This is a genomic window from Litorihabitans aurantiacus, from assembly GCF_030161595.1.
GTDB classification, from domain to species: domain Bacteria; phylum Actinomycetota; class Actinomycetes; order Actinomycetales; family Beutenbergiaceae; genus Litorihabitans; species Litorihabitans aurantiacus.
The window spans coordinates 1042564-1063421 of sequence record NZ_BSUM01000001.1; the positions used below are offsets into that span (position 1 = coordinate 1042564).

Below are 20858 nucleotides of genomic sequence, written 5' to 3' on the forward strand. Positions count from 1 at the left end.
GCGGATAACCGATCCACTGCTGCGCAGGGCGCGGATAGTGGCCCCTAACCGCGTCGGACGCAGCAGTCGATCGCCGGGGACCGGGCCGGGAACGAACGAACCCCCGTCACCGGTGGTGACGGGGGTTCGGGGTGCTCCCGCAGATGGACTCGAACCATCAACCGTCCGATTAACAGTCGGATGCTCTGCCAATTGAGCTATGCGGGATCGCGCAGAGAACTTTACCAGCGCCCGCGGGGTGGTTCGTCCACACCGACTCAGCCCGCCAGATCGCGCAGCACCTCCGCGACCGCGTCCACCCCCGCCTCGGCCTCCGCGAACGACGTCGAGAGCGGCGACAGCCCGATCCGCAGCCCGTGCGGGTCGCGGTAGTCCGGCAGCACGTCCCGCTGCCAGAGCGCGGTGACCACCTCGCGCATGCGCGGGTGGGTGAGCGTGACGTGCCCGCCGCGCCGGTCGCCGTCGCGCGGGGACGCGAGCGTGACGCCGAGCGGAGCCAGCCGCTCGTCGGTCAGCGCGATCACGTGCTCCGTCAGCGCCAGCGACTTCGCCCGCACGGCCGCGATGCCGACCTCGTCCAGCAGCGCGACCATGTCCCGCATCGCCAGCATCCCGAGGATCGGCGGCGTACCGGACAGGTACCGCCGCGGTCCGCTGGCCGGCGCGTACCTCGGCCCCATCGCGAACGGGTCGGCGTGGCCCATCCAGCCCTGGATCGGCTGCGCGAGGCGCTCCTGGTGGCGCCGCGCCACGTAGCCGAACGCCGGCGAGCCCGGCCCGCCGTTCAGGTACTTGTAGGTGCAGCCCACCGCGAGGTCGACGCCGTGCGCGTCCAGCTCGATCGGCACCGACCCGACCGAGTGGCACAGGTCCCACAGCACGAGCCCGCCGACGTCGTGCACCGCCGCCGTGATCGCCGCGACGTCCGCGAGCCAGCCCGAGCGGTACGCGACCTGGCTCAGCACCACCACGGCCGTGCGCTCCGACAGGACCTCGGCGAGCCCCGCCACGTCGACGCCGGCGCTCGTCGACACCGGCAGCCACCGCACGGTCATGCCGCACTCGCGCGCCACCCCCTCGACCACGTAGCGGTCGGTGGGGAAGTTGTCCGTGTCGATGACGATCTCGTCGCGATCACCGTCGCCCTCCTCGCCGCGCTGCGCGGCCACCGCGGCACGCAGGAGCTTGTAGAGCGTGACGGTCGTGGAGTCGCCGACCCAGGTCTGCCCGGGCGCTGCGCCGAGCGCGACGCGGCCGAGGTCGTCGCCCAGCGTGAGCGGCAGGCCGGACCAGCCCTCGTCCCAGCCCCGGATCAGCCGGCCGCCCCACTGCTCGGTGACGAAGGCGGCGAGCGAGGTCGCCGTCGCGCGCAGGGGGCGCCCGAGGCTGTTCCCGTCGAGGTAGACGACGCCGGAGGAGCTGCCGACGAAGAGATCGCGCAGCGGCTCGAGGGCGTCCGCGCCGTCGAGGGCGCGGGAGGTCGACGGCGCGGCTCGACGTGCGTCGTCGGGTCCGGTCGGGGAGGGGGTCGGGGAGGTCACCGGTGCAGCGTAGGCAGGCGCCTGCACCGTCGTCCTCCATCGCGCTTCCATCCCGCCGCAGCGGGCGCGTGTCTGCGAGAATGACGCCGAACCCGGTTTTCGAGAGAGGGACCCCTGTGGCCTACCAGTTCAACCCGCCGCCCGGCTGGCCGACGCCGCCCCAGGGATGGTCCCCGCCGGAGGGGTGGGAGCCCGACCCCGCGTGGCCCGCGCCCCCCGGTGACTGGCAGTTCTGGATCGAGGAGCCCGCCGCGGGCTCGGCCGCCACGCCGCCGGCGGCGCAGACGCCGCCGAGCGCGTCCGACCCCACCCAGCAGCTGCCCCCGGCCTCCTTCGGGGAGCCGTCGGGTCCGGCCTCGGGGTCGACGTCGTCGCCCGGGTCGCAGGGCCAGCAGTTCCCGGGGTCGCACGGGCAGCCGCTGCCCGGTCAGCACTCGCAGGGTCAGCCGTTCCCGCCGTCGCAGCCGACGCAGCAGCTGCCCAGCCAGGGCTTCGGCGTCCCGGGCTCGGGCGCCGGGGCCTCGCCGTCGTACTCCGCCGCACCCGCGCCCTACTCCGGTGAGCCGACCACCCAGCTCCCGTACTCCACCGGACCCGGTGGGTACGACGGCGCGCCGAGCTACGCCGCGGGCGGGTTCGGCCAGGGGCAGGGTGGCCAGGGCTTCGGCCAGGGTGGCTTCGGACCCGGGGGACCGGGTGGTCCCGGGGGACCCGGCGGTCCGGGTGGATCCGGCCAGAAGCGCAACGTCGGTCTTCTCGCCGGGATCATCGGGGGCACGGTGCTGATCCTCGGCATCGGGACCTTCGTGCTCGTCAACGCGCTTCAGGGCGGCGACGACGAGCCGGAGCCCACCGCCACGGGCACCTCCCAGACGTCCGACCCGACCACGGACGACCCGACCGACGACCCCACGACGGACGACCCGACCACGGACGAGCCGACCGACGACCCGACCACGGACGACCCGACCGACGACCCGACGACCGACGAGCCGACCGACGACCCGGGGGCGGGTCAGGGCAGCGGCCCGGCGGGCACCATCGAGACCGCACTCGGAGCGCCGTACGAGATCAAGGACTTCGACGGCAACCTCGAGGCGACGATCGTGCTGAACGAGATGGCCTGGGACCCGCAGTGCAGCAGCGACCTCGGCGTCCCGCCCGAGGGCCGTCTCATCGCCCTGAACTTCGACGTCACGGTCGCCAACCCCACGCCCGACGGCGAGGCGTTCTCGCTGAACGACTTCTACTTCAACGCCTACAGCGACGCCGCCAACACCGGCGTCGGTTTCACGTTCTGCTCCATCGACGGCGAGCTCCCGCGCGACATCCAGCCGGGTGCGTCGGTGAGCGGCTGGGTCGTCGTCGACATCTCCGAGGGCTCCACCTGGGTGACCTACGAGCCGACCTTCGGCCTCGGCGGTCCCAGCGCCTCCTGGCGCCTGCCCGGCTGAGCCGCCGACCCGATGGCCTTCCGCGACATCCGCCTCATCGGCGACCCCGTCCTCCGCACGCCCTGCTCACCCGTGACCACGGTCGACGACCGGGTGCGCACCCTCGTGGCCGATCTCCTCGAGACGGTCGACCACGAGGGCCGGGCCGGGCTTGCCGCCAATCAGATCGGCGTCGGTCTGCGCGCCTTCGCGTGGAACATCGACGGTGACATCGGCTACGTGCTGAACCCCGCCGTCGTCGCCACGTCCGACGAGACCCAGGACGGCGACGAGGGCTGCCTGTCCGTCCCGAACCTCTGGTTCCCGACGAAGCGTGCGAGCTGGGCGCGCGTCGTCGGGACCGATCTCGACGGCGCGGAGGTGACGGTCGAGGGCGAGGGTCTGATGGCCCGCTGCCTGCAGCACGAGGTCGACCACCTCGACGGGATGCTCTACCTCGACCGGCTGGAGCGGGGGTGCGCAAGCAGGCGATGCGCGCCCTGCGCGACATCTGAGCGCCGCCTCGGCGCCCTCGGGGTGCACGAACGGCGGTTCGTCGGGCACACTGGTCTCACGCCGTTGTCATTCGCCACTCCTGTCACGGTCGAGCGCGTTGGGGAAGACGTCACTCGAGCGACTGGAGGGTCGACATGACGGGTTCCACCCGCGGTGTTCTTTTCGTGCACTCTGCGCCCCGAGTGCTGTGCCCGCACGTCGAGTGGGCGGCCACGTCCGTCCTCGGCAACCGTCCGGTCATCGACTGGACGGCGCAGCCTGCTGCCACCGGCGCGCTGCGCACCGAGATCTCCTGGTCCGGTCCGGCCGGCACGGGTGCCCGTCTCACGTCCGCCCTGCGCGGCTGGGACCACCTGCGCTACGAGGTGACCGAGGAGGGCACGGCGACGACCGACGGGTCGCGCTGGTCGCACACCCCCGACCTCGGGATCTTCCACGCCCAGACGGACCGGGTGGGCAACGTCGTCGTGCCCGAGGACCGCATCCGTGCCGCGCTCGTGCACGCCGCGGACCCGGAGCGCATGGCGCAGGCGCTGGACCTCGCGCTCGGCCAAGCGTGGGACGACGAGCTCGAGCCGTTCCGGTACGCCGGTGCGGGTGCTCCGGTGCGCTGGCTCCACCGGGTCGGCTGACGCGGCCGCGCATCCACGTCGCGGCGGCCGGAGGTGGCCCGGCGTCCCTCGCCCAGGGAGGCGTATCGGTTCGACGGCGAGCCCTGGCTCGGCATGTCGTCGCCGACATGCCGGTGGCGTCCGGGGCCGTGCCTCCCTGGGCGAGGGAGCCCGCGCCGGAGGTCAGCAGTCCTCTCGCCGAGGGTCGACAATCCTCTCGGGGAGGGTCGGCAATCCTCTCGCGGGTCAGACGGTGGTCAGCAGGAGGCTGACGTTGTGGCCGCCGAAGCCGAAGGAGTTGTTCAGCGCCGCGATCTGACCCTCCGGCAGCGCACGCGGCGACGTCGCGACGTCCACCGGCAGACGCGGGTCCGGGTCGTTCAGGTTGATCGTGGGCGGCGCGGTGCGGTCGGCGAGCGCGAGCACCGTGAACACGGTCTCCAGCGCGCCGGCGCCACCGAGCAGGTGCCCCGTCATCGACTTCGTGGCGGACACGACGACGTCGCCCATCACCTCGGCGATCGCCTCGGCCTCGCCGATGTCGCCGGCCGGGGTGGAGGTCGCGTGCGCGTTGGCGTGCACGACGTCGGCCGCGGTGAGGTCGGCGTCGGTCAGGGCGAGCCGCATCGCGCGGGCCTGACCGCCGGCGTCGGGCGCGGCGATGTCACCGGCGTCCGAACTCATGCCGGCGCCCGCGAGCCGTGCGTAGATCTTCGCGCCGCGGGCGCGAGCGTGCTCCTCGCTCTCGAGCACGACGATCCCGGCGCCCTCACCGAGCACGAACCCGTCGCGGGTCGCGTCGTAGGGGCGCGAGGCGGTCTCGGGGGAGTCGTTGCGGGTGGACAGCGCCTGCATGCGGGCGAACGCGGCGATCGGGAGGGCGTGCACGCACGCCTCGGTTCCGCCGGCCACGACGACGTCGGCACGGCCCGAGCGGATCATCTCCATCGCCGAGACGATGGCCTCGGCGCCGGAGGCGCACGCGGAGACCGTCGCGTGGGTGCCCGCCTGGGCACCCAGCTCGATCGAGACGTAGGCGGCCGAGGAGTTTGGCATCAGCATCGGGACCGTCATCGGCAGCACGCGGCGCGGACCGCGCTCCTTGAGCGTGTCCCAGCCGTTCATGAGCGTCCACAGGCCGCCGAGACCGGTGCCGACCACGACGCCGAGGCGCGTGCCCTCGACCTCGGGGGACCCGGCGTCGGCCCACGCCTCGCGCGCGGCGACGAGAGCGACCTGGGCGGAGCGGTCCATGCGGCGCGTCTCGGGGACGGTGAGGATCTCCGACGGCTCCACGGCGACCTCGGCCGCGAACGTCACCGGGAGCTCGAGTCCGGTGACCCAGTCGTGCGTCATCGTGGCGGCGCCGGGGGTGCCGGCGAGCGCGGCCCGCCAGGTGTCGGTCGCCGTGCCGCCGATCGGTGTGGTCGCACCGAGACCGGTCACGACGACGCTGCGTGCGTCAGCCATCGAAGTCGTCTCCTCGTGAGGTGAAGGGGGTGGGCGACGGCCGCTGCGCCCGGGGGCGGGCGGCCGTCGCGCCGGGGGTACCGAGGTACCAGGCGTGTCTCAGGCCTGGGCGCCGGTGATGAAGCGGACGGCGTCACCCACGGTGACCAGGTTCTTGACCTCGTCGTCGGGGATCGTGACGCCGAACTTGTCCTCGGCCTGCGTGACGATCGTCATCATCGACAACGAGTCGATGTCGAGGTCGTCCGTGAAGGACTTCTCCAGCTCGACCGAGTCGGTCGGCAGGCCCGTCTCCTCGTTGACGATCTCGGCGAGGCCGCTGAGGACCTCCTGCTCGGTGTGAGCCATGTGCTTCTCCTTGATGGGTCGGGCTGGGTGGTGCGGGTCAAGTGTTCCAGCCGCGCGCGCCGTGTCCTACCGGGCACGCGGGGAGCGGGGCGGATGCGACGTCGTCGGGCGACGGGCACCCGGTCAGGTCAGGGCAGGATCACGACCTGGGCCGCGTAGGCGAGCCCGGCGCCGAACCCGATCTGCAGCGCGACCTGACCGGAGCGGGCCTGACCCTCGCGGAGCAGGCGCTCGGTCGCGAGCGGGATCGAGGCCGCCGAGGTGTTGCCGGTGTCGGCGATGTCGCGACCGACCACCACGTCCTCGCGCAGCCCGAGCATCTTCACGAGCTGGTCGATGATGCGCATGTTGGCCTGGTGCGGGATGAACACCTCGATGTCGTCCAGCGTGAGGCCGGCGGCGGCGACGGCGCGGCGCGCCACCTCGGGGATCGAGGAGATGACCCACTTGAAGACGCTCGGACCCTCCTGGCGCAGCGTCGGCCACGCCTCGGCGGCGATCGCCGCGGGCACGCCGTCGCCCCGGTCCTGGCGCAGCTCGAGCCACGGGGTGGTCTGCGAGATGTGCCCGGCCATCGACCCGTCAGAGCCCCACACGGTCGGGCCGATGCCGGGGGTGTCGGAGACGCCCACGACGGCGGCGCCGGCGCCGTCGCCCAGCAGGAAGGAGATGCTGCGGTCGGTCGGGTCGATGAAGTCGCTCATGCGCTCGACGCCGACGACGAGCACGTTCCGCGCCTGCCCCGAGCGGACCAGCGCGTCCGCCTGGCCGATGCCGTAGCAGTACCCGGCGCACGCGGCCGAGACGTCGAACGCGGCGGCCGGGGTGGCGCCGATCGCGTCGGCCACGCGGGCGGCGAGCGACGGCGTCTGCTCGAAGTAGGTCACCGTGGAGACGAGGACGACGTCGATCTCGGCCGGGGTGAGGCCGGAGACCTCGAGCGCCTCACCCGCTGCGGCCTTCGCCATGTCGAGGATCGTGGTCTCGGGGTTCGCGCGACGACGCGTCGCGATGCCCGTGCGCTGCCGGATCCACTCGTCGGAGGACTGGATCGGGCCGACGATCGCGTCGTTGTCGACCACCTGCTCGCCGCGGAAGCCACCGACACCGAGGATGCGGGTGCCCGCGACCGGGCTGATCTGCTGGAGCTGGACGGTCATGCGACTCCTTCGCCGTGCTCGGCCACGAGCGCGCGTGCGCCCTCGAGGTCGTCGGGGGACTTGATCGCCACGCGGGCGACGTCGGGGAGGGTTCGTCGCGCGAGGCCGGCGAGCACACCGCCGGGGGCGAGCTCGACGAGCCCGGTCACGGGGTGGGAGCCCGCGGCTCCGAGCGCGGCCTGGCACAGGTCCCAGCGCACGGGCGAGATGATCTGGCTCGACAGGCGGCGCAGCACCTCGCGGGCGTCCGTGACGACCGCGCCGTCGGCGTTGGAGAGCAGCGGCACGCGCGGGTCGGCCGCGTCCCAGGTGGCCACGACGTCGTCGAACGCCTCGTGCGCGCTCAGCATGAGGGGGTGTGGAACGCACCCGCGACCTGCAGCGGGACCACGCGCGCCTTCGCGGGGGCTCGGCGGCCAGCGCCGCCAGCACCTCGTGCGACCCGGCCGCGACCACCTGCCCGGCGCCGTTGACGTTAGCGGGCCAGGCGCCCGCACGCTCGATCGCGGCCAGCACCTCGTCGGGGTCGCCGCCCAGCAGGGCGGTCATGCCCGACGGGTTCGCGGCGGCGGCCTGCGCCATCGCGCGGGCGCGCGCCGAGACGAGGGCGACGGCGGAGCTCGCGTCGAACAGCCCGGCCACGCTCGCCGCGGCGAACTCACCCACGGAGTGACCCGCGGCGACACCGACGAACGAGGCGGCGTCGCGGCCGTCGGCGAGCGCGGCGAACGCGATCAGCGACGTCGCGACGATGAGGGGCTGCGCCACCGCCGTGTCACGGATCGTGTCGGCGTCCGAGGTGGTGCCGTGGGTGAGGAGGTCGATGCCGGCCGCCTCACCGAGCGCACCGACCTGCTCGGCGACGCCGGGGAGGTCGAGCCACGGGGTGAGCATGCCGGGGGTCTGGGCACCCTGACCGGGTGCGAGGATCGCGAGCACGTCACCAGCATGCCCTCTCGCCGGTGGCGGGCAGGGATGCCGCGCCGGACAAGGCCGAGCGCGTCGTTTGGAGGTTTCCTACGAAGCGGCGCCGGCGCCCGCGAGTCGGCCGAGGACGAGCGCGACCTGCAGGACGAACCCCTCGCGCGCGTCGGCGGCGTCCCAGCCCGACACCTGGGCGATGCGGCGCAGCCGGTAGCGCACCGTGTTCGGGTGGACGAACAGAGCGCGCGCCGCGGCCTCGAGCGAGCGCCCGGACTCGAGGTAGGCCGCGAGCGTCTCGACCAGGGGCCCCGACGCGGCGTCCAGCCGCTGGTGCACCTCGCGCAGCGCGGCGGCCGCGTCCTCGTCGCCCGCGAGCGCGCGCTCGGGCAGCAGGTCCGCCGCCAGGGCGGGGCGGGGGAGCGCCGGCCAGCCGCGCGCCGCGCTCAGCCCGGCGAGCGCGATGCGGGCCGAGCGGCCCGCCCGCGTGACGTCGTCGACCTCGGGTCCGAGGACTACGGGTCCGGGGAGAGACGGTGCAGCAGGGCGTCGGCCGAGCGGCGCAGGTCGCCGTCGCCACCCAGGACGACGACGACGCGCTGGCCGTGGATGCCGACCAGGGCGTCGGCGGCGGTGCGCCGGGCGGCTCGGCGCAGATCGGCGGCCGCCCCCTCGTCCACGGGCCCCTCGAGCGTGCCGACCATCGTGAGCACGCGGCCGGAACCGCTCCAGCCCAGGGCGGAGACGCGTGAGCGCAGCCCCTCGTCGTCACCGCGCAGGAGGGCGTCGACGGCGAGCGCCTCCATCCGCGCGTCCCACGCCCCGCGCGCCTCGGCCGCCCGGGCGTAGACCTCGGCCGCCGAGAAGGCGACCTCGCGCGAGTAGACGAGGACCGCCTCGCGCAGCTGCGTCGCCCGGGCCGGCGTCGCGATCTCGTCGGTGTGCTCCTCGACGATCTCGACGACGATGCGGACCAGCGCGAGCGCGTGCTGCAGGGAGATGGAGCGGATGAGCTCCGGCGGCGCGGCGCGGAAGATCTCCGCGGCGTTGTAGGTGGTCGGCGCCGGGTTCTCGTACCAGTCGATGAAGGTCGTGATGCCGGACGCGGCCACGAGGCCGATCCAGGAGCGGTCGTCGGCCGGGAGCGCGCGGTACCAGGCGACGTCGGAGTCGAGCCGGCGCAGGGCCGCCGCGGTCAGCAGGTCGGTGCGGGACCGCAGCCGCGCGATCGTCTCGGGATCCGCGCTGCGTCTGGGTGCCACGCCGTCACTGTACGGCGTCGGGCCTTGTAGGTCTGCCACAAGGCGGGGCGTCTGACACCGCTACCCGTCCGGGCCATGACGCGGAACGGGGAAGATGCCTCCTGTCATCCGGGCGGGGAACGGCTAGGGTAAAAAAATGGCATTGATGAGCTGGTTGCGACGTCTCGGCGAACGAGAAGACCGCCCTGCACCCGCGCAGCGGGTCCTGACCCACCGCGAGTCCTCGCCGGAGGAGTCCGAGCTGCGCGATCAGCTCGCCCACGATCCCAACGACGAGGCGGCCTTCGACGCCCTGGTCGAGATCGTCCGCGAACGCGCCGACGAGGGCACCCACGTCGACCCGCTGACAGCGGCCCCCGACACCCGGGTCGCCCAGGACCACGCCGTGTGGGCCCTGGCGGAGGAGCTGGCGGGCAAGCCCGTCGCGTGGCTGCCGCTGATCGTCATGGCGCGGCTGTCGCTGGCCGCCGACCACGAGGCGGCCATGCGTCGGCTCCACCTCGCGTGCGAGCGCGAGACGACGGGGCTGGCCCTCACCCACGCCGTCGCGATGCTCCGCGACGCCGACGCCCCCGCCGAGGCCATCACGTTCGGCGTCGCGCACTGGGAGCTGGCCTCCCGCGACCCGGAGGCGGCGAGCGAGATCATCCACGCCGCGCTCGAGACGGGCCGCATCGAGGAGGCGCGGCGACTGCTCGACTCGCTGGCGTCGGCGCCGGCCGACCTGACCCGCACGGTCGAGGCCGCGGAGGCGCAGCACGCCTGACCCTCACCCGCCCCGAGAATGCGTGTGGCTGCTCCACCGACTCGGGGAGCAGCCACACGCATTCTCGGCGGAAGGTCGACGGCGGGGTCGACGGCAACAGCGGCATGCAACAGGTGGCCGCTCTCCAGCACGGGAGGGCGACCGTCCGCGTCGTCGGCCACGCCGTCGACCCCTCGCTCACAGCGGTTGGGTCTCGCTGACAGCGGCTGGCGGTGGCGTCGCGCCAGCGGCAGCCCTCTGACCTGCAGCGATGCGGCGGCGGGTGCTCGCCGTCGACCACCAGCCGCTGTGAGCGAGACGTAGCCGCTCTGGGCGAGGGTCCGGCGCCGGTGGCGGGCTACGGGAAGGACCCACGCACGACGGCGGCCGCCCTCCCCGCGGGGAGGGCGGCCGCCGTCGTGTGCGAGCCGGTCAGCGACTCAGGCGTCGCCGCCCGCGTTGCCGGTGGTGCCGGCCGTGACGTCGAGCAGGCGGTACTTCTCGATCGCCTGCGCCGGTGCGGAGGAGTCGATCTCGCCGCGGCGCGCGAGCTGCTGGAGCGTGCGCACCACGAGGGAGTGGCTGTCGATGAGGAAGTGGCGGCGGACGGCCGAGCGGGTGTCCGACAGGCCGAAGCCGTCGGCGCCGAGCGTCGCGTAGTCGCCGGGGACCCAGGCGCGGATCTGGTCGGCCACGAGGTGGTCGTAGTCCGACGTCGCCACGAAGGGTCCGCCGCTGCCCTGGAGCTTCTGCGTCACGTACGGCACGCGCGCCTCGCTGCCGGGCTCGACGAACGCCGCCCGGTCGGCGGCGAGCGCGTCGCGGCGCAGCTCCGACCAGGAAGTCACCGACCAGACGCCGGCACGCACGCCCCACTCCTCGGCGAGGATCTGACGCGCCTCGAGCGCCCACGGCACCGCGACGCCGGACGCGAGCAGCTGGGCCTGCGGGCCCTCGCCCTCGGGCTCCGCGAGGCGGTAGATGCCGCGCAGGATGCCCTCGACGTCGACGTCCTCCGGCTCCTTCGGCTGGACCATCGGCTCGTTGTACACCGTGAGGTAGTACATGACGTTCGGGTCGCCCTCGAGGCCCGAGACGCGCTCGGAGCCGTACATGCGCTCGATGCCGTCGCGCACGATGTGACGGATCTCGTACCCGTAGGCCGGGTCGTAGTGAACGATCGCCGAGTTGGTCCCGGCGAGCAGCGGCGAGTGGCCGTCGGCGTGCTGGAGGCCCTCGCCCGTGAGGGTGGTGCGCCCCGCCGTCGCGCCGATGAGGAACCCGCGCGTGAGCTGGTCGCCCGCGGCCCAGAACTGGTCGCCGGTGCGCTGGAAGCCGAACATCGAGTAGTAGATGTAGAACGGCACGAGCGCCTCGCCGTGCGTGGCGTAGGACGTGCCGACGGCCTGGAACGCCGAGGCCGAGCCGGCCTCGTTGATCCCGGTGTGCATGATCTGACCGGCCTCGGACTCCTTGTAGGAGAGCATGAGCTCGCGGTCGACCGGCAGGTAGTTCTGGCCGAGCGTGTTGAAGATCTTCGCGCTCGGGAAGATCGAGTCGAGTCCGAAGGTGCGCGCCTCGTCCGGGATGATCGGCACGATCCGGTTGCCGAACTCCTTGTCCTTCACGAGGTCCTTGAACAGGCGGACGAACGCCATCGTGGTGGCGACCTCCTGCGTGCCCGAACCCTTGGCGAGGAGCTGGTAGGCCTTGTCGCCCGGCGTCGTGACGGGCGTGAAGGAGGAGCGGCGCTCGGGGACGAAGCCACCGAGCTCGCGCCGGCGCTCGAGCATGTACTCGATCTCGGGCGCGTCCTTGCCGGGGTGGAAGTACGGCGGGAGGTAGGGGTCCTCCTCCAGCTGCGCATCGGTCAGCGGGATCTCGAGCGAGTCGCGCAGGAGCTTGGCGTCCTCGGGCTTGAGCTTCTTCATCTGGTGCGTCGCGTTGCGCGCCGCGAAGCCCGGGCCGAGGCCGTAGCCCTTGACGGTGTGCGCGAGCACGACGGTCGGGGCGCCCGTGAACTCGGTGGCGGCCTTGTAGGCGGCGTAGACCTTGCGGGCGTCGTGGCCGCCGCGCTTCATGGCCCAGAGGGTGTCGTCGGAGACGTCCTCCACGAGCGCCTTGGTGCGCGGGTCGCGCCCGAAGAAGTGCTCGCGGATGAAGCCGCCGGACTCCGCCTTGAAGGTCTGGTAGTCGCCGTCGGTGGTGGAGGACATGATGTCGACCAGCGCGCCGTCGGTGTCGCGGGCGAGCAGCTCGTCCCACTCGCGGCCCCACACGGCCTTGACGACGTTCCAGCCGGCGCCGCGGAAGAAGCCCTCGAGCTCGGTGATGATGCTGCCGTTGCCTCGCACCGGGCCGTCGAGGCGCTGCAGGTTGCAGTTGACCACGAACGTCAGGTTGTCGAGCTTCTGCTGGGCCGCGAGCTGGAGCATGCCGCGGGACTCGGGCTCGTCCATCTCGCCGTCGCCGAGGAAGGCCCACACGCGCTGCTGGCTCGTGTCCTTGATGCCGCGCAGCTCGAGGTAGCGGTTGGTCCACGCCTGGTAGATGGCCGAGGACGGGCCGAGGCCCATCGAGACCGTCGGGAACTCCCAGAAGTCCTGCATGAGGCGCGGGTGGGGGTAGGACGGGAGGCCGCCGTGCGGGTGGGACAGCTCCTGGCGGAACCCGTCGAGGCGGTCGGCCGAGAGGCGGCCCTCCATGAAGGCGCGGGCGTACATGCCGGGGGAGGCGTGACCCTGGAAGTAGATCTGGTCACCGCCGCCCGCGTGGTCCTTGCCGCGGAAGAAGTGGTTGAGGCCGACCTCGTACAGGGTCGCGACCGACGCGTAGGAGGAGATGTGCCCGCCGACGCCGACGCCTGGGCGCTGGGCCCGCGTGACCATGACGGCCGAGTTCCACCGCAGGTAGTCGCGGTAGCGGTTCTCGATCTCCTCGTCACCGGGGTAGTCCGGCTCGCGGTCGAGACCGATGGTGTTGACGTGCGGCGTGGTCACACCGCTCGGGATCGCCAGCCCGCGCTGCGTCGCGTGCTTGACGACGGCGGAGAGCACGTCGCCCGCGTGGTCGGTCCCGCGGTGCTCGACGAGGGCGTCGACGGAGTCGATCCACTCGGTGCGCTCCTGCACGGCGTCATCACCGGCGAAGGTGGAGTCTGATGTGGTCACGGACTCTCCAGCTCATTGAGGTCGTGGCCCACCGCGGTAGCGCCGGGCCGGTGCGCGGTCCGTCGCGTGGCGAACCTGGGCGCGTGCGGACGTGTCGTCCGCGGCGCCCGTGACAGCCTATCGATCCGCGGCGACGGACGCTCCTCCCGTTCCGGGTGACGGACCCGTGGACGGCTCGGGCCCGGACGGGCGCGCGGGCGGTGAGGGGCGGTAGTCTCCCGGGAAACGAATGCGGCGTCGCCCGGTGCCGCAGCACGACGTGACGAACACCACGAGAGGCTCAGGACGTGACAGCGACGACCGACCCGGCGGCGAGTGGCGCCGGTCGATTCGGGTTCAGCAAGGACCAGGTCATCCAGGAGTGGGGGTTCGACGACGACGTCGACCACGCGCTCCGTGACGAGCTCGCCGACGTCGTCGGCGTCGAGCTCGTCGACGAGGACTACGGGGACGTCACCGACTCCGCGATCGTCTGGTGGCGCAAGGACGACGGCGACGCGACCGACCTCGAGGACCTCCTCGTGGACGCCGCCAGCACGCTGGAGGACAGCGGCCTGATCTGGGTCCTCGTGCCCAAGATGGGCAGCGCGGGCCACGTGCCGGCCGCCGAGATCGGCGAGGCCGCCCGCACCGCGGGGCTGCAGCCGACGACGTCGCTCGCCGCGGCCCCCGGCTGGCTGGGCGTGCGCCTGTCGGCCCCCGGCCGCGGCCGGTAGCGACGATCACCCGGGATGGTCGCGACGGCGTGACCGACGTGGGTGCCGGAGCCGGGGCGCGCTCCGCCGTCGCCGTCGACCTCGCCCTGCCGTTCGGTCGACGCGTGACCTCGCGCGACCTGGCCGGCGCGCCGTCGCTCCTCGTGCTGGTGCCCGGCGCCTTCACACCGGTCTGCGCGACCGAGCTGCGCGACCTCGACGCCGCGCTCCCGCGGCTGCGCCCCGCCCGCGTGCTCGTCGTCTCGTGCGACACCGCGGCGACCCTCGAGGCGTGGCGCGTGCACGAGGGTGCGGGGGTTGAGGTCGCCTCCGACCACTGGCCGCACGGCGCGCTCGCGCGGTCGCTGGACGCGTTCGACGACGCGACCGGGTGGGCGCGGCGGCACACCGTTCTGCTCGACGGCACGGGCGTCGAGGTCTGGCGCGACGCTGCCCCCGGGGGCCGGGCGCGCGACGTCGGGCTCGCCGTCGCCGCCGTGCGGGCGCTGGCGGCCGGTAGCGTGACGGCGTGACCAGCACCCCGACGTTCCCACCCGGGACCTCCGCCGTCTCGCCGGTGCCGAAGCGCGGCGTCACGCCCCCGGGCGATGCGGCGACGCCGTACGACCGCCTCCCGCGCACGCTGCGCTGGGCGTGGTGGCGGCCCCTGCTGGGGCTCGGGGTGTTCGCGGCCGCCGCGATCCTCGGGTCGACGCTGGTCGCCGCCGCGGTGATGATCGCGATGGTCGCGGCGGGTGAGCTCGGGACGTCGCCGGAGGCGATCGAGGGCCTGCTCGACCGGATGCGGGAGCTCGACGCGACCGACTCGGTCGTGCTCGTGCTCGCGCTGGGCTCGATCGCGATCTGGCTCGTGGCCGTCTGGCTCGGGCTCCTCGCCGCGGGGATGAAGCCGCTCGGCCACGTCTCCTCGGTCGCGCTGCGGCTGCGGTGGGGCTGGCTCGGGCTGTGCACGGTCGTGGCCGTCGTGACGCTGGCTGCCAACTTCGCGATCAGCTTCGGTCTGAGCGCGGTCATGGGCGAGGAGGTCGCGGCGCCGCAGTGGACGCCGTGGGACCGGCTGTGGCTCCCGCTGCTGGTGGTGATCCTGCTCGTGCCGTTCCAGGCGGCGGCGGAGGAGTACGTCTTCCGCGGGATATTCGTGCAGGCGCTGGGGTCGTGGCTGCCGCGCCGTGCCTGGGCCCGCGTGATCGTGTGGGTGCTGCCGACCGCGGCCTTCGTGTTCAGCCACGGGTACGGGCTGTGGGGGCTGCTCGACGTCACGGTCTTCGCCCTGACCGCGATGTGGGTGACCCTGCGGACCGGTGGTCTCGAGGCCGCGATCGCGCTGCACGTGGTCAACAACGTGACGGTGTTCGGCCTCCTCGCGAGCGGGGCGCTGGGTTCCACGGTCAACGGCTCCTCCGAGGGGTCGCTCGCCGGTGTGCTGATCACCGCGATCGTCTCGCTCGTGTTCGCCTGGGTGGTGGACGCCCTCGCCACGCGGCGGGGGATCGCGCGCACCTCCGCCTGGCCGGAGCGGGCGAGCGCCGTGGCGCTCACCGTTCCGCTGCCGCGGCCCGTGGCGTACTACGAGGGGCGGGTCGACGCCGTCGCGCGAGCCTCGTAGCACGCACCTCGCTCTCGCGCAGGTCGGGGGGCGGGGGAGAGGTACCCGGTGAAGAACCACAGGTTCGGCCTCGCCTCGCCCTAGGATCGAGGAGTCAGCAACCCTCGGGACCCCGCCCGCTGACCCGGGCGCCCGAACCGCCCACCCACGTGAGGGGATCACCCATGTCCAAGCGCACCCTGTTCCTCGCCCTCCCCATCGCCGCCGCGATGGTCCTGTCCGCCTGCGGCGGCGGCGCCGCCGAGCGTCCGTCCGCCGACGAGCTGTCGTCCGTCTTCACGGAGGGCGCTGAGGAGCTGGGGCTGGACGGCGTCGAGATCCCGCAGGAGGCGGCCGACTGCCTCGCCGAGGCCCTCGTCAACTCCGACGTCTCGGACGAGGCGTTGCGCGCGATGGCCGACCGGGACGAGGACTACGACCTCTCCGACGAGGACGAGACCGTCCTCACCGAGTCGCTGCAGGGTTCGGCCATGGAGTGCATGATGCCCGCCGAGACCGAGTGATCTCGATCTGATCCACCGGTGGCCAGCCGTCGCGACGGCGGGCCACCGCCGGGCCTATAGCTCAGCTGGTAGAGCGCCACGTTTACACCGTGGACGTCGGGGGTTCGAGTCCCTCTGGGCCCACACGAGCCGCCCTCCCCGCGAGGCGGACGGAGGCGTAGTATCCCGCGGGAAGCGTCGACCGATCCGTTCCCGAGGAGTCGTCATGGCCGTCCGCACCGCCCTCGCCGTCGTCCCGTCCTCCGACCTCGAGCGTTCGCGCGCCTGGTGGGTCGCGCTGCTCGGTCGGGAGCCCGACCGGGTGCCGATGCCGACCGACCTGGAGTGGTCCTTCCCCGACGGCGGTGGCCTGCAGCTCGTCGACGACGGTGAGCGGGCAGGATCGGGCGGCGTCACCCTCGGCGTCGAGGACGTGGACGCCGAGCTGGCCGAGATCGCCGGCCGGGGTCTCGAGGTCCCCGACGCGGCGACGGTCCCGAGCGGCCAGTTCAGGATCGCGATGCTCCAGGACCCGGACGGGAACGGGGTCGTGCTGGCCCAGGACCTCACGGGCTGACGGGACGCACCCGACACGCTCGCGCCCGACCGGTCAGCGGCACGCGACCAGCGCCACCTCCACCAGCCACGCCGGCTGCGCCAGCTCCGCCACGACCACCAGCGTCGAGGCCGCCCGGTGCTCGCCGAGGAACGCGTCCCGCGCCGCCATCACGGCACCGAGGTCCTGCCCCGGCACGACGTAGGTCGTGACCGAGACGACGTCGCCCGCCCCCATGTCGGCGTCGGCCAGCATCGCCGACAGGTTGCGCCACACCTGGGCGGCCTGGTCGGGCAGCGCCCCGAGTACGGAGCCGTCGGGCGCCGTCGGCACGACGCCGGAGGTGTGGAGCCAGCGCGTCGCACCGGTCGACTCGATCGCGTGCGCGTAACGGGCCGCCGGCGGAGCCAGGTCGGCCGGCTGCACGGCGCGCAGGTGGGGCGTGGAGGTCATGGCATCTCCTAGAGGTCGAGCACGAGCCGCGGGCAGGCTGCCCGCGACACGCACGTCATCATGCTGAGGTTCTCCTCGCGCTCGGACTGCGTGAGCACGCTGTCGCGGTGGTCGACGTCGCCCTCGAGCACCACGGTCTCGCACGTGCCGCACGTGCCCTCCCGGCACGAGGAGACCGTGATCGCGCCGTGCGACTCGAGCGCCTCCAGCACCGAGGTCTGCGGGGGGACGACCACCACCTCGCCGCTCGCCGCGAGCTCGACCTCGAACGGTCCCTCCCACACCGGGGCGCTCAGCTCCTGGGGCGTGAAGTGCTCCACGTGCACCTGCGCTCCCGGGACGGACGCGGCCGCCTCGTGCAGGGCGTCCAGCAGCGGCGCGGGCCCGCAGGCCCAGATCCCGCCCGTCCCGCGCCTGCGGACCAGGGCGCTCACGTCGAGCCGGTCGCCGGCGGCGGAGTCGTGGACGTGGACCCGTGCGCCGTGACGGGCCGCGAGATCCTCCACCCACGCCATGCGGGTGCGCTCGCGCCCGCAGTAGTGCAGCTCCCAGTCCGCACCTGCCTCCGCGGCCGAAGACAGCATGGGCAGGACGGCCGTGATGCCGACCCCGCCGGCCACGAAGGTCACGGGGGAGCCCGGGCGCGGCTCGTAGGCGAAGTTCGAGCGCGGACCACGGGCGCGCAGCACCGTGCCGACGGCGAGCGCGTGTGCCGCGAGCGACCCGCCGCGCCCCGCGGGCTCGCGCAGGATCGCGACCCGCCAGCGCGTGCGGTCGGCGAGGTCCCCGCACAGGGAGTACTGCCGCTCGACGCCCGGGGCCACCTCGAGGTCGACGTGCGCGCCCGGGGTCCACACCGGCAGGGGTCGACCGTTCGTCGCTGCCAGGTCGAGGGCGACGACGTCCGCGGTGAGCGGCGTGCGGTCGATGACGGTGAGCTCGCGCTCGACGTCGCTGAAGAAGCTCACGGTCTGCTCCCGGGGACGGATCGGTCGGTGCGTTCACGTGCCGGTGCCACGGGCGAAACACGAGAGGTCTAGCGTCGGGACACCCGCGGCGCCGAGGACGGCGTGATGTTGATACAGTCAACATTAGCGGAGGTCGGGTCGATCCGACACCGTCGGCAGCGACGACATCCAGCGTCACCCGGAGGGGACACCCATGACCGATCCCGACGTCATCGACGCGCTCGAGGCGCGCCTGACCGACCTCCTCGGCCCCCGCGGCGTCTCGCGCGACCAGCGGGTGCGCGAGCGGGCCTCGGTCGACGGCGCCCGGATGTCCCCGGTCATCAGCGAGCTGCTGCCCCTCGGCGTCGCCGACCTCGTCGCGCTGCCCGCGGACGCCGAGCAGATCGCTGCCGCCGTGACCGCGGCCGTCGAGCTCGGCGTCCCGGTCACGCCGCGCGGCAAGGGGACCGGCAACTACGGTCAGGCGATCCCGCACGAGGGCGGACTGGTGCTGGACGTCAGTCGGGCGCGCGCCGTCGTCGCCGTCGAGGACGGGGCGATCACGGCCGAGGCGGGAGCCACGATGCTCGCGCTCGAGCAGGCCGCCTGGGCCACCGGGCAGGAGCTGTGGATGTACCCCTCGACGATGAACTCCAGCATCGGCGGGTTCATCGCCGGCGGTTCCGGCGGGACGGGCACCATCGCGCACGGTTCCAACCACATGGGCTTCGTGCTCGAACTGGACGTGGTGACCGCCGACGGCGGGGGCCTGCGCCACGTGAGCGGCGAGGAGGCCCAGCACTTCGTGCACAACTACGGCACGGCGGGGATCATCGCGCGGGCCACGGTGCGCCTCGAGCCGCTGGTCGAGTGGCGGGCGTTCTACGCCTCCTTCCCCGAATTCGGTGGCGCGCTCGCGGTGATCCGCGAGATCGGCCGGCTCGACCCCCTGCCCCGGCTGGTCTCGGCCGACACGGTCGAGGTCAGCGCCGCCCTGCCGGACGACCCGGCGATCCCGGCGGGGCGGGCCAGTCTGCGGGCGATCCTCGCGCCGGAGGCGATCGCGGCCGCGACGGCGCTGGTCGAGGGCGCGGGAGGGCGGGTGGAGGAGGTGCGCGAGGGCCGCCAGGTCGGCGCGCAGCTCAGCGTGCTCTCCTACAACCACCCGATCGAGTGGCTGATGCGGACGCGACCCGGCCACTACTTCCACCTCGAGGTCGGCGGTGACGCGCTCGTCGAGCGGATCGACGAGGTGCACGCGGCGGTGGCCGACGGCCTGCTCCACATCGAGGCGGGGCACACCGTGCCCATCGGCATGCTGGCGGGTGCCTACACCGGCCCCGAGGACGTCGCGGCGGCGATCGCGCGCCTGGGGGAGATCGGGGTGGGGGTCCACAACCCGCACCAGTGGAACGTGGACTTCGAGCTCGCGCGCACCGTCCGGACGGCGGCGATCACCGATCCCCGCGGTCTGCTCAACCCCGGCAAGCTCAACCCCGACTACGCCGGCCCGACCAAGGGCTCCATCCGCTAGGGCGCCGGGGCCGCCTCAGGGCAGGGCGCCGCGGCGGACCCACCGCTCGCCGTCGCGCAGGAACCGCGTGCGCGCCGCGGCGACGAGCTCCGACCCCGCCCGCCACAGCTCGACGCGGTCCGGGACGAGCGCGAACGTGGTCCAGCTCGGGGGAGCGGTGTCCTCGCGCCCGACGGCGGCGCGCATCCCCGCCTGCACGACGTCCTCGGGGACGTCGGCCCACGGGTCCGCCAGGTCCTGACCGAGGTCCTCGTAGACCCACGCCAGCAGGCGCAGCTGCCGCGGCCGGGTGAGGTAGGCGCGCGCCGACGTCGCCGCGTCCAGCTGCACGACGGCGCCGCTCACCACCGCCTGCCGCCCCGCGTCCGGCCACAGGAGCACGCCGCTCGCGCGCGGGTTCTCGTGCAGGTCGCGCGACTTCGCCGTCGGCGTGGAGGAGTGGAAGCGCAGGCCGACGCCGTCGATCGAGGTGACGACCACGGTGCGGTTGTGCGGTGCACCGTCCGCCCCCGCCGTCGCGAGCGCCATCAGCACGGGTGGGGCGGCGCCGTCGGGCGCCGTGGCCGTGGTCGAGGCGGGCGGGGCCGCCCACGTGGCGATCGTCCGCAGCGGGTCGTCCCCGACCGCCTCAGGCACCGACGCCGCCGTGGACGACGAGCAGGACGGCGGTCTGCTCGCCCACCTGGCGGAAGCGGTGCGCCACCCCGCCCGGGTAGCCGGCGGTCTCGCGCGGACCGAGGGTGCGCCGCTCGATCGAGCCGCCCGGCCGGCCCTCGTGCTCGACCTCCACCGATCCCGCGACGACGTAGAGCAGCTCGGCGTGGTCGTGCCGGAAGAAGTCGCCGAAGTCGCCCTGCGGACCCACGAACTCGGTGACCGCCACGTCGGGCGGCAGGGGTCCGAGGAGGCGTGCGCCGCCGCCGGCGTCGATGTCGATCGGCTCCGCGGCCCCGGCCTCCGCGAGGAGCGCCTGCTGCGTCGTGCCCAGCGCCTCGGCGATGACGAAGAGCGAGCGCATCGACGGGCGTGCGAGTCCGCGCTCGAGCTGGGACAGGAACGGGTGGGACAGGCCGGCCTCGGCTGCGACCTGCACGAGTGTGAGGCCGCGCGCGTGCCGGGTGCGGCGGATCGCCTGACCCAGGCGCCGGTCGGCGTCGGTCCAGCCGCTCTCGTCCGTGCTCGTCATGCGCGTCCTCGTCGTCTCGTCATCGTTCTCCGGTCCGGCGTCGCCGGTCGGTTCACACGTTGCGACCCGTCCCGTTACGACGGTGAAACAGGGCCCGCCTAGCGTCGTCGATGTTAGTCGGATCAACACTGGCCATCGCCCCGCCGCCCGTCCATCATGCCCCGGAGGACATCGTGACGCTCGACGTCGGACCCCCTC

At 73.6% G+C, this 20858-nt stretch carries 20 protein-coding genes, 2 tRNA genes and 2 pseudogenes; 11 read left to right on the forward strand and 13 right to left on the reverse strand.

Features of this window, described 5'->3' with window-relative positions; genetic code table 11:
* Positions 1-134 precede the first annotated feature (134 nt).
* Both QQK22_RS04840 and QQK22_RS04845 read right to left on the reverse strand, forming a co-directional pair.
* Positions 135-207: transfer RNA gene (locus tag QQK22_RS04840), tRNA-Asn, on the reverse strand.
* A 50-nt stretch (positions 208-257) separates the two neighbouring features.
* Positions 258-1541: a kynureninase gene (locus QQK22_RS04845; RefSeq protein ID WP_431310129.1), complete on the reverse strand. Its 1284-nt coding sequence runs from the start codon at positions 1539-1541 to the stop codon at positions 258-260.
* Positions 1542-1657: 116 nt separating this feature from the next.
* Here QQK22_RS04845 and QQK22_RS04850 point away from each other — a divergent pair, with 116 nt between their 5' ends.
* The 3 genes and pseudogenes from QQK22_RS04850 to QQK22_RS04860 all read left to right on the forward strand — a co-directional run bounded on the left by QQK22_RS04850 (position 1658) and on the right by QQK22_RS04860 (position 4122).
* Entirely contained in the window at positions 1658-2995 is a 1338-nt protein-coding gene (locus QQK22_RS04850; RefSeq protein ID WP_284249827.1) for a hypothetical protein, read from the forward strand.
* A gap of 12 nt (positions 2996-3007) precedes the next feature.
* Positions 3008-3489, forward strand: a pseudogene (gene def / locus QQK22_RS04855) (peptide deformylase).
* A gap of 135 nt (positions 3490-3624) precedes the next feature.
* On the forward strand, positions 3625-4122 hold the full coding sequence (locus tag QQK22_RS04860; protein ID WP_284249829.1) for a DUF3145 domain-containing protein: 498 nt from the start codon (positions 3625-3627) through the stop codon (positions 4120-4122).
* Between the two features lie 225 nt (positions 4123-4347).
* Here QQK22_RS04860 and QQK22_RS04865 read toward each other — a convergent pair whose 3' ends face one another.
* From QQK22_RS04865 to QQK22_RS18590, 6 genes and pseudogenes are all read right to left on the reverse strand, one after another.
* The gene (locus tag QQK22_RS04865; RefSeq protein ID WP_284249832.1) at positions 4348-5571 is read right to left on the reverse strand and encodes a beta-ketoacyl-[acyl-carrier-protein] synthase family protein; all 1224 of its coding nucleotides are present in this window, start codon (positions 5569-5571) and stop codon (positions 4348-4350) included.
* 99 nt (positions 5572-5670) lie between these two features.
* Positions 5671-5919: an acyl carrier protein gene (locus QQK22_RS04870; protein ID WP_284249834.1), complete on the reverse strand. Its 249-nt coding sequence runs from the start codon at positions 5917-5919 to the stop codon at positions 5671-5673.
* A 128-nt stretch (positions 5920-6047) separates the two neighbouring features.
* The gene (locus tag QQK22_RS04875; RefSeq protein WP_284249836.1) at positions 6048-7079 is read right to left on the reverse strand and encodes a beta-ketoacyl-ACP synthase III; all 1032 of its coding nucleotides are present in this window, start codon (positions 7077-7079) and stop codon (positions 6048-6050) included.
* Positions 7076-8018, reverse strand: a pseudogene (locus tag QQK22_RS04880) (ACP S-malonyltransferase). Before QQK22_RS04880 ends, QQK22_RS04875 begins: the two are co-directional and overlap by 4 nt.
* Before the next feature lie 78 nt (positions 8019-8096).
* Entirely contained in the window at positions 8097-8339 is a 243-nt protein-coding gene (locus tag QQK22_RS18585) for a PucR family transcriptional regulator (protein WP_348525503.1), read from the reverse strand.
* A gap of 176 nt (positions 8340-8515) precedes the next feature.
* Positions 8516-9262 (reverse strand): hypothetical protein, encoded by a 747-nt coding sequence (locus tag QQK22_RS18590; protein WP_348525504.1) that lies wholly within the window; start codon positions 9260-9262, stop codon positions 8516-8518.
* Between the two features lie 136 nt (positions 9263-9398).
* On the opposite strand from QQK22_RS18590, the gene QQK22_RS04890 reads away from it, so the two are divergent.
* A complete protein-coding gene (locus tag QQK22_RS04890) occupies positions 9399-10028 on the forward strand; it encodes a hypothetical protein (protein ID WP_284249838.1) in 630 nt (209 codons plus the stop codon).
* Between the two features lie 419 nt (positions 10029-10447).
* On the opposite strand, the gene aceE is transcribed toward QQK22_RS04890, so the two are convergent.
* Positions 10448-13177, reverse strand: coding sequence for a pyruvate dehydrogenase (acetyl-transferring), homodimeric type (gene aceE / locus QQK22_RS04895; protein WP_284249840.1), 2730 nt, complete (start codon positions 13175-13177; stop codon positions 10448-10450).
* A gap of 287 nt (positions 13178-13464) precedes the next feature.
* Between aceE and QQK22_RS04900 the strand changes: the two genes are divergently transcribed.
* The 6 genes from QQK22_RS04900 to QQK22_RS04925 all read left to right on the forward strand — a co-directional run bounded on the left by QQK22_RS04900 (position 13465) and on the right by QQK22_RS04925 (position 16558).
* Positions 13465-13893 (forward strand): DUF3052 domain-containing protein, encoded by a 429-nt coding sequence (locus QQK22_RS04900; RefSeq protein WP_284249842.1) that lies wholly within the window; start codon positions 13465-13467, stop codon positions 13891-13893.
* 29 nt (positions 13894-13922) lie between these two features.
* The gene (locus tag QQK22_RS04905) at positions 13923-14405 is read left to right on the forward strand and encodes a redoxin domain-containing protein (protein ID WP_284249845.1); all 483 of its coding nucleotides are present in this window, start codon (positions 13923-13925) and stop codon (positions 14403-14405) included.
* Positions 14402-15499, forward strand: a complete 1098-nt coding sequence (locus QQK22_RS04910; RefSeq protein WP_284249847.1) for a CPBP family intramembrane glutamic endopeptidase — start codon at positions 14402-14404, stop codon at positions 15497-15499. Before QQK22_RS04905 ends, QQK22_RS04910 begins: the two co-directional genes overlap by 4 nt.
* 164 nt (positions 15500-15663) lie before the next feature.
* Positions 15664-16002, forward strand: coding sequence for a hypothetical protein (locus QQK22_RS04915; RefSeq protein WP_284249848.1), 339 nt, complete (start codon positions 15664-15666; stop codon positions 16000-16002).
* Between the two features lie 50 nt (positions 16003-16052).
* Positions 16053-16125 (forward strand) — tRNA-Val (locus tag QQK22_RS04920).
* A gap of 82 nt (positions 16126-16207) precedes the next feature.
* Positions 16208-16558 (forward strand): VOC family protein, encoded by a 351-nt coding sequence (locus QQK22_RS04925; protein ID WP_284249850.1) that lies wholly within the window; start codon positions 16208-16210, stop codon positions 16556-16558.
* A gap of 33 nt (positions 16559-16591) precedes the next feature.
* On the opposite strand, the gene QQK22_RS04930 is transcribed toward QQK22_RS04925, so the two are convergent.
* Positions 16592-16990 (reverse strand): RidA family protein, encoded by a 399-nt coding sequence (locus QQK22_RS04930; protein ID WP_284249852.1) that lies wholly within the window; start codon positions 16988-16990, stop codon positions 16592-16594.
* Between the two features lie 8 nt (positions 16991-16998).
* Complete coding sequence (locus QQK22_RS04935) at positions 16999-17958, reverse strand: PDR/VanB family oxidoreductase (protein ID WP_284249854.1); 960 nt, start codon at positions 17956-17958, stop codon at positions 16999-17001.
* A gap of 193 nt (positions 17959-18151) precedes the next feature.
* Between QQK22_RS04935 and QQK22_RS04940 the strand changes: the two genes are divergently transcribed.
* Positions 18152-19474, forward strand: a complete 1323-nt coding sequence (locus QQK22_RS04940) for an FAD-binding oxidoreductase (RefSeq protein WP_284249856.1) — start codon at positions 18152-18154, stop codon at positions 19472-19474.
* A gap of 15 nt (positions 19475-19489) precedes the next feature.
* Here the strand turns inward: QQK22_RS04940 and QQK22_RS04945 are convergent, their stop codons facing one another.
* Both QQK22_RS04945 and QQK22_RS04950 read right to left on the reverse strand, forming a co-directional pair.
* Complete coding sequence (locus tag QQK22_RS04945) at positions 19490-20110, reverse strand: pyridoxamine 5'-phosphate oxidase family protein (RefSeq protein ID WP_284249857.1); 621 nt, start codon at positions 20108-20110, stop codon at positions 19490-19492.
* Entirely contained in the window at positions 20103-20660 is a 558-nt protein-coding gene (locus QQK22_RS04950) for a helix-turn-helix domain-containing protein (RefSeq protein ID WP_284249859.1), read from the reverse strand. The genes QQK22_RS04945 and QQK22_RS04950 overlap by 8 nt, the downstream gene beginning before the upstream one ends.
* Positions 20661-20858: the final 198 nt, after the last annotated feature.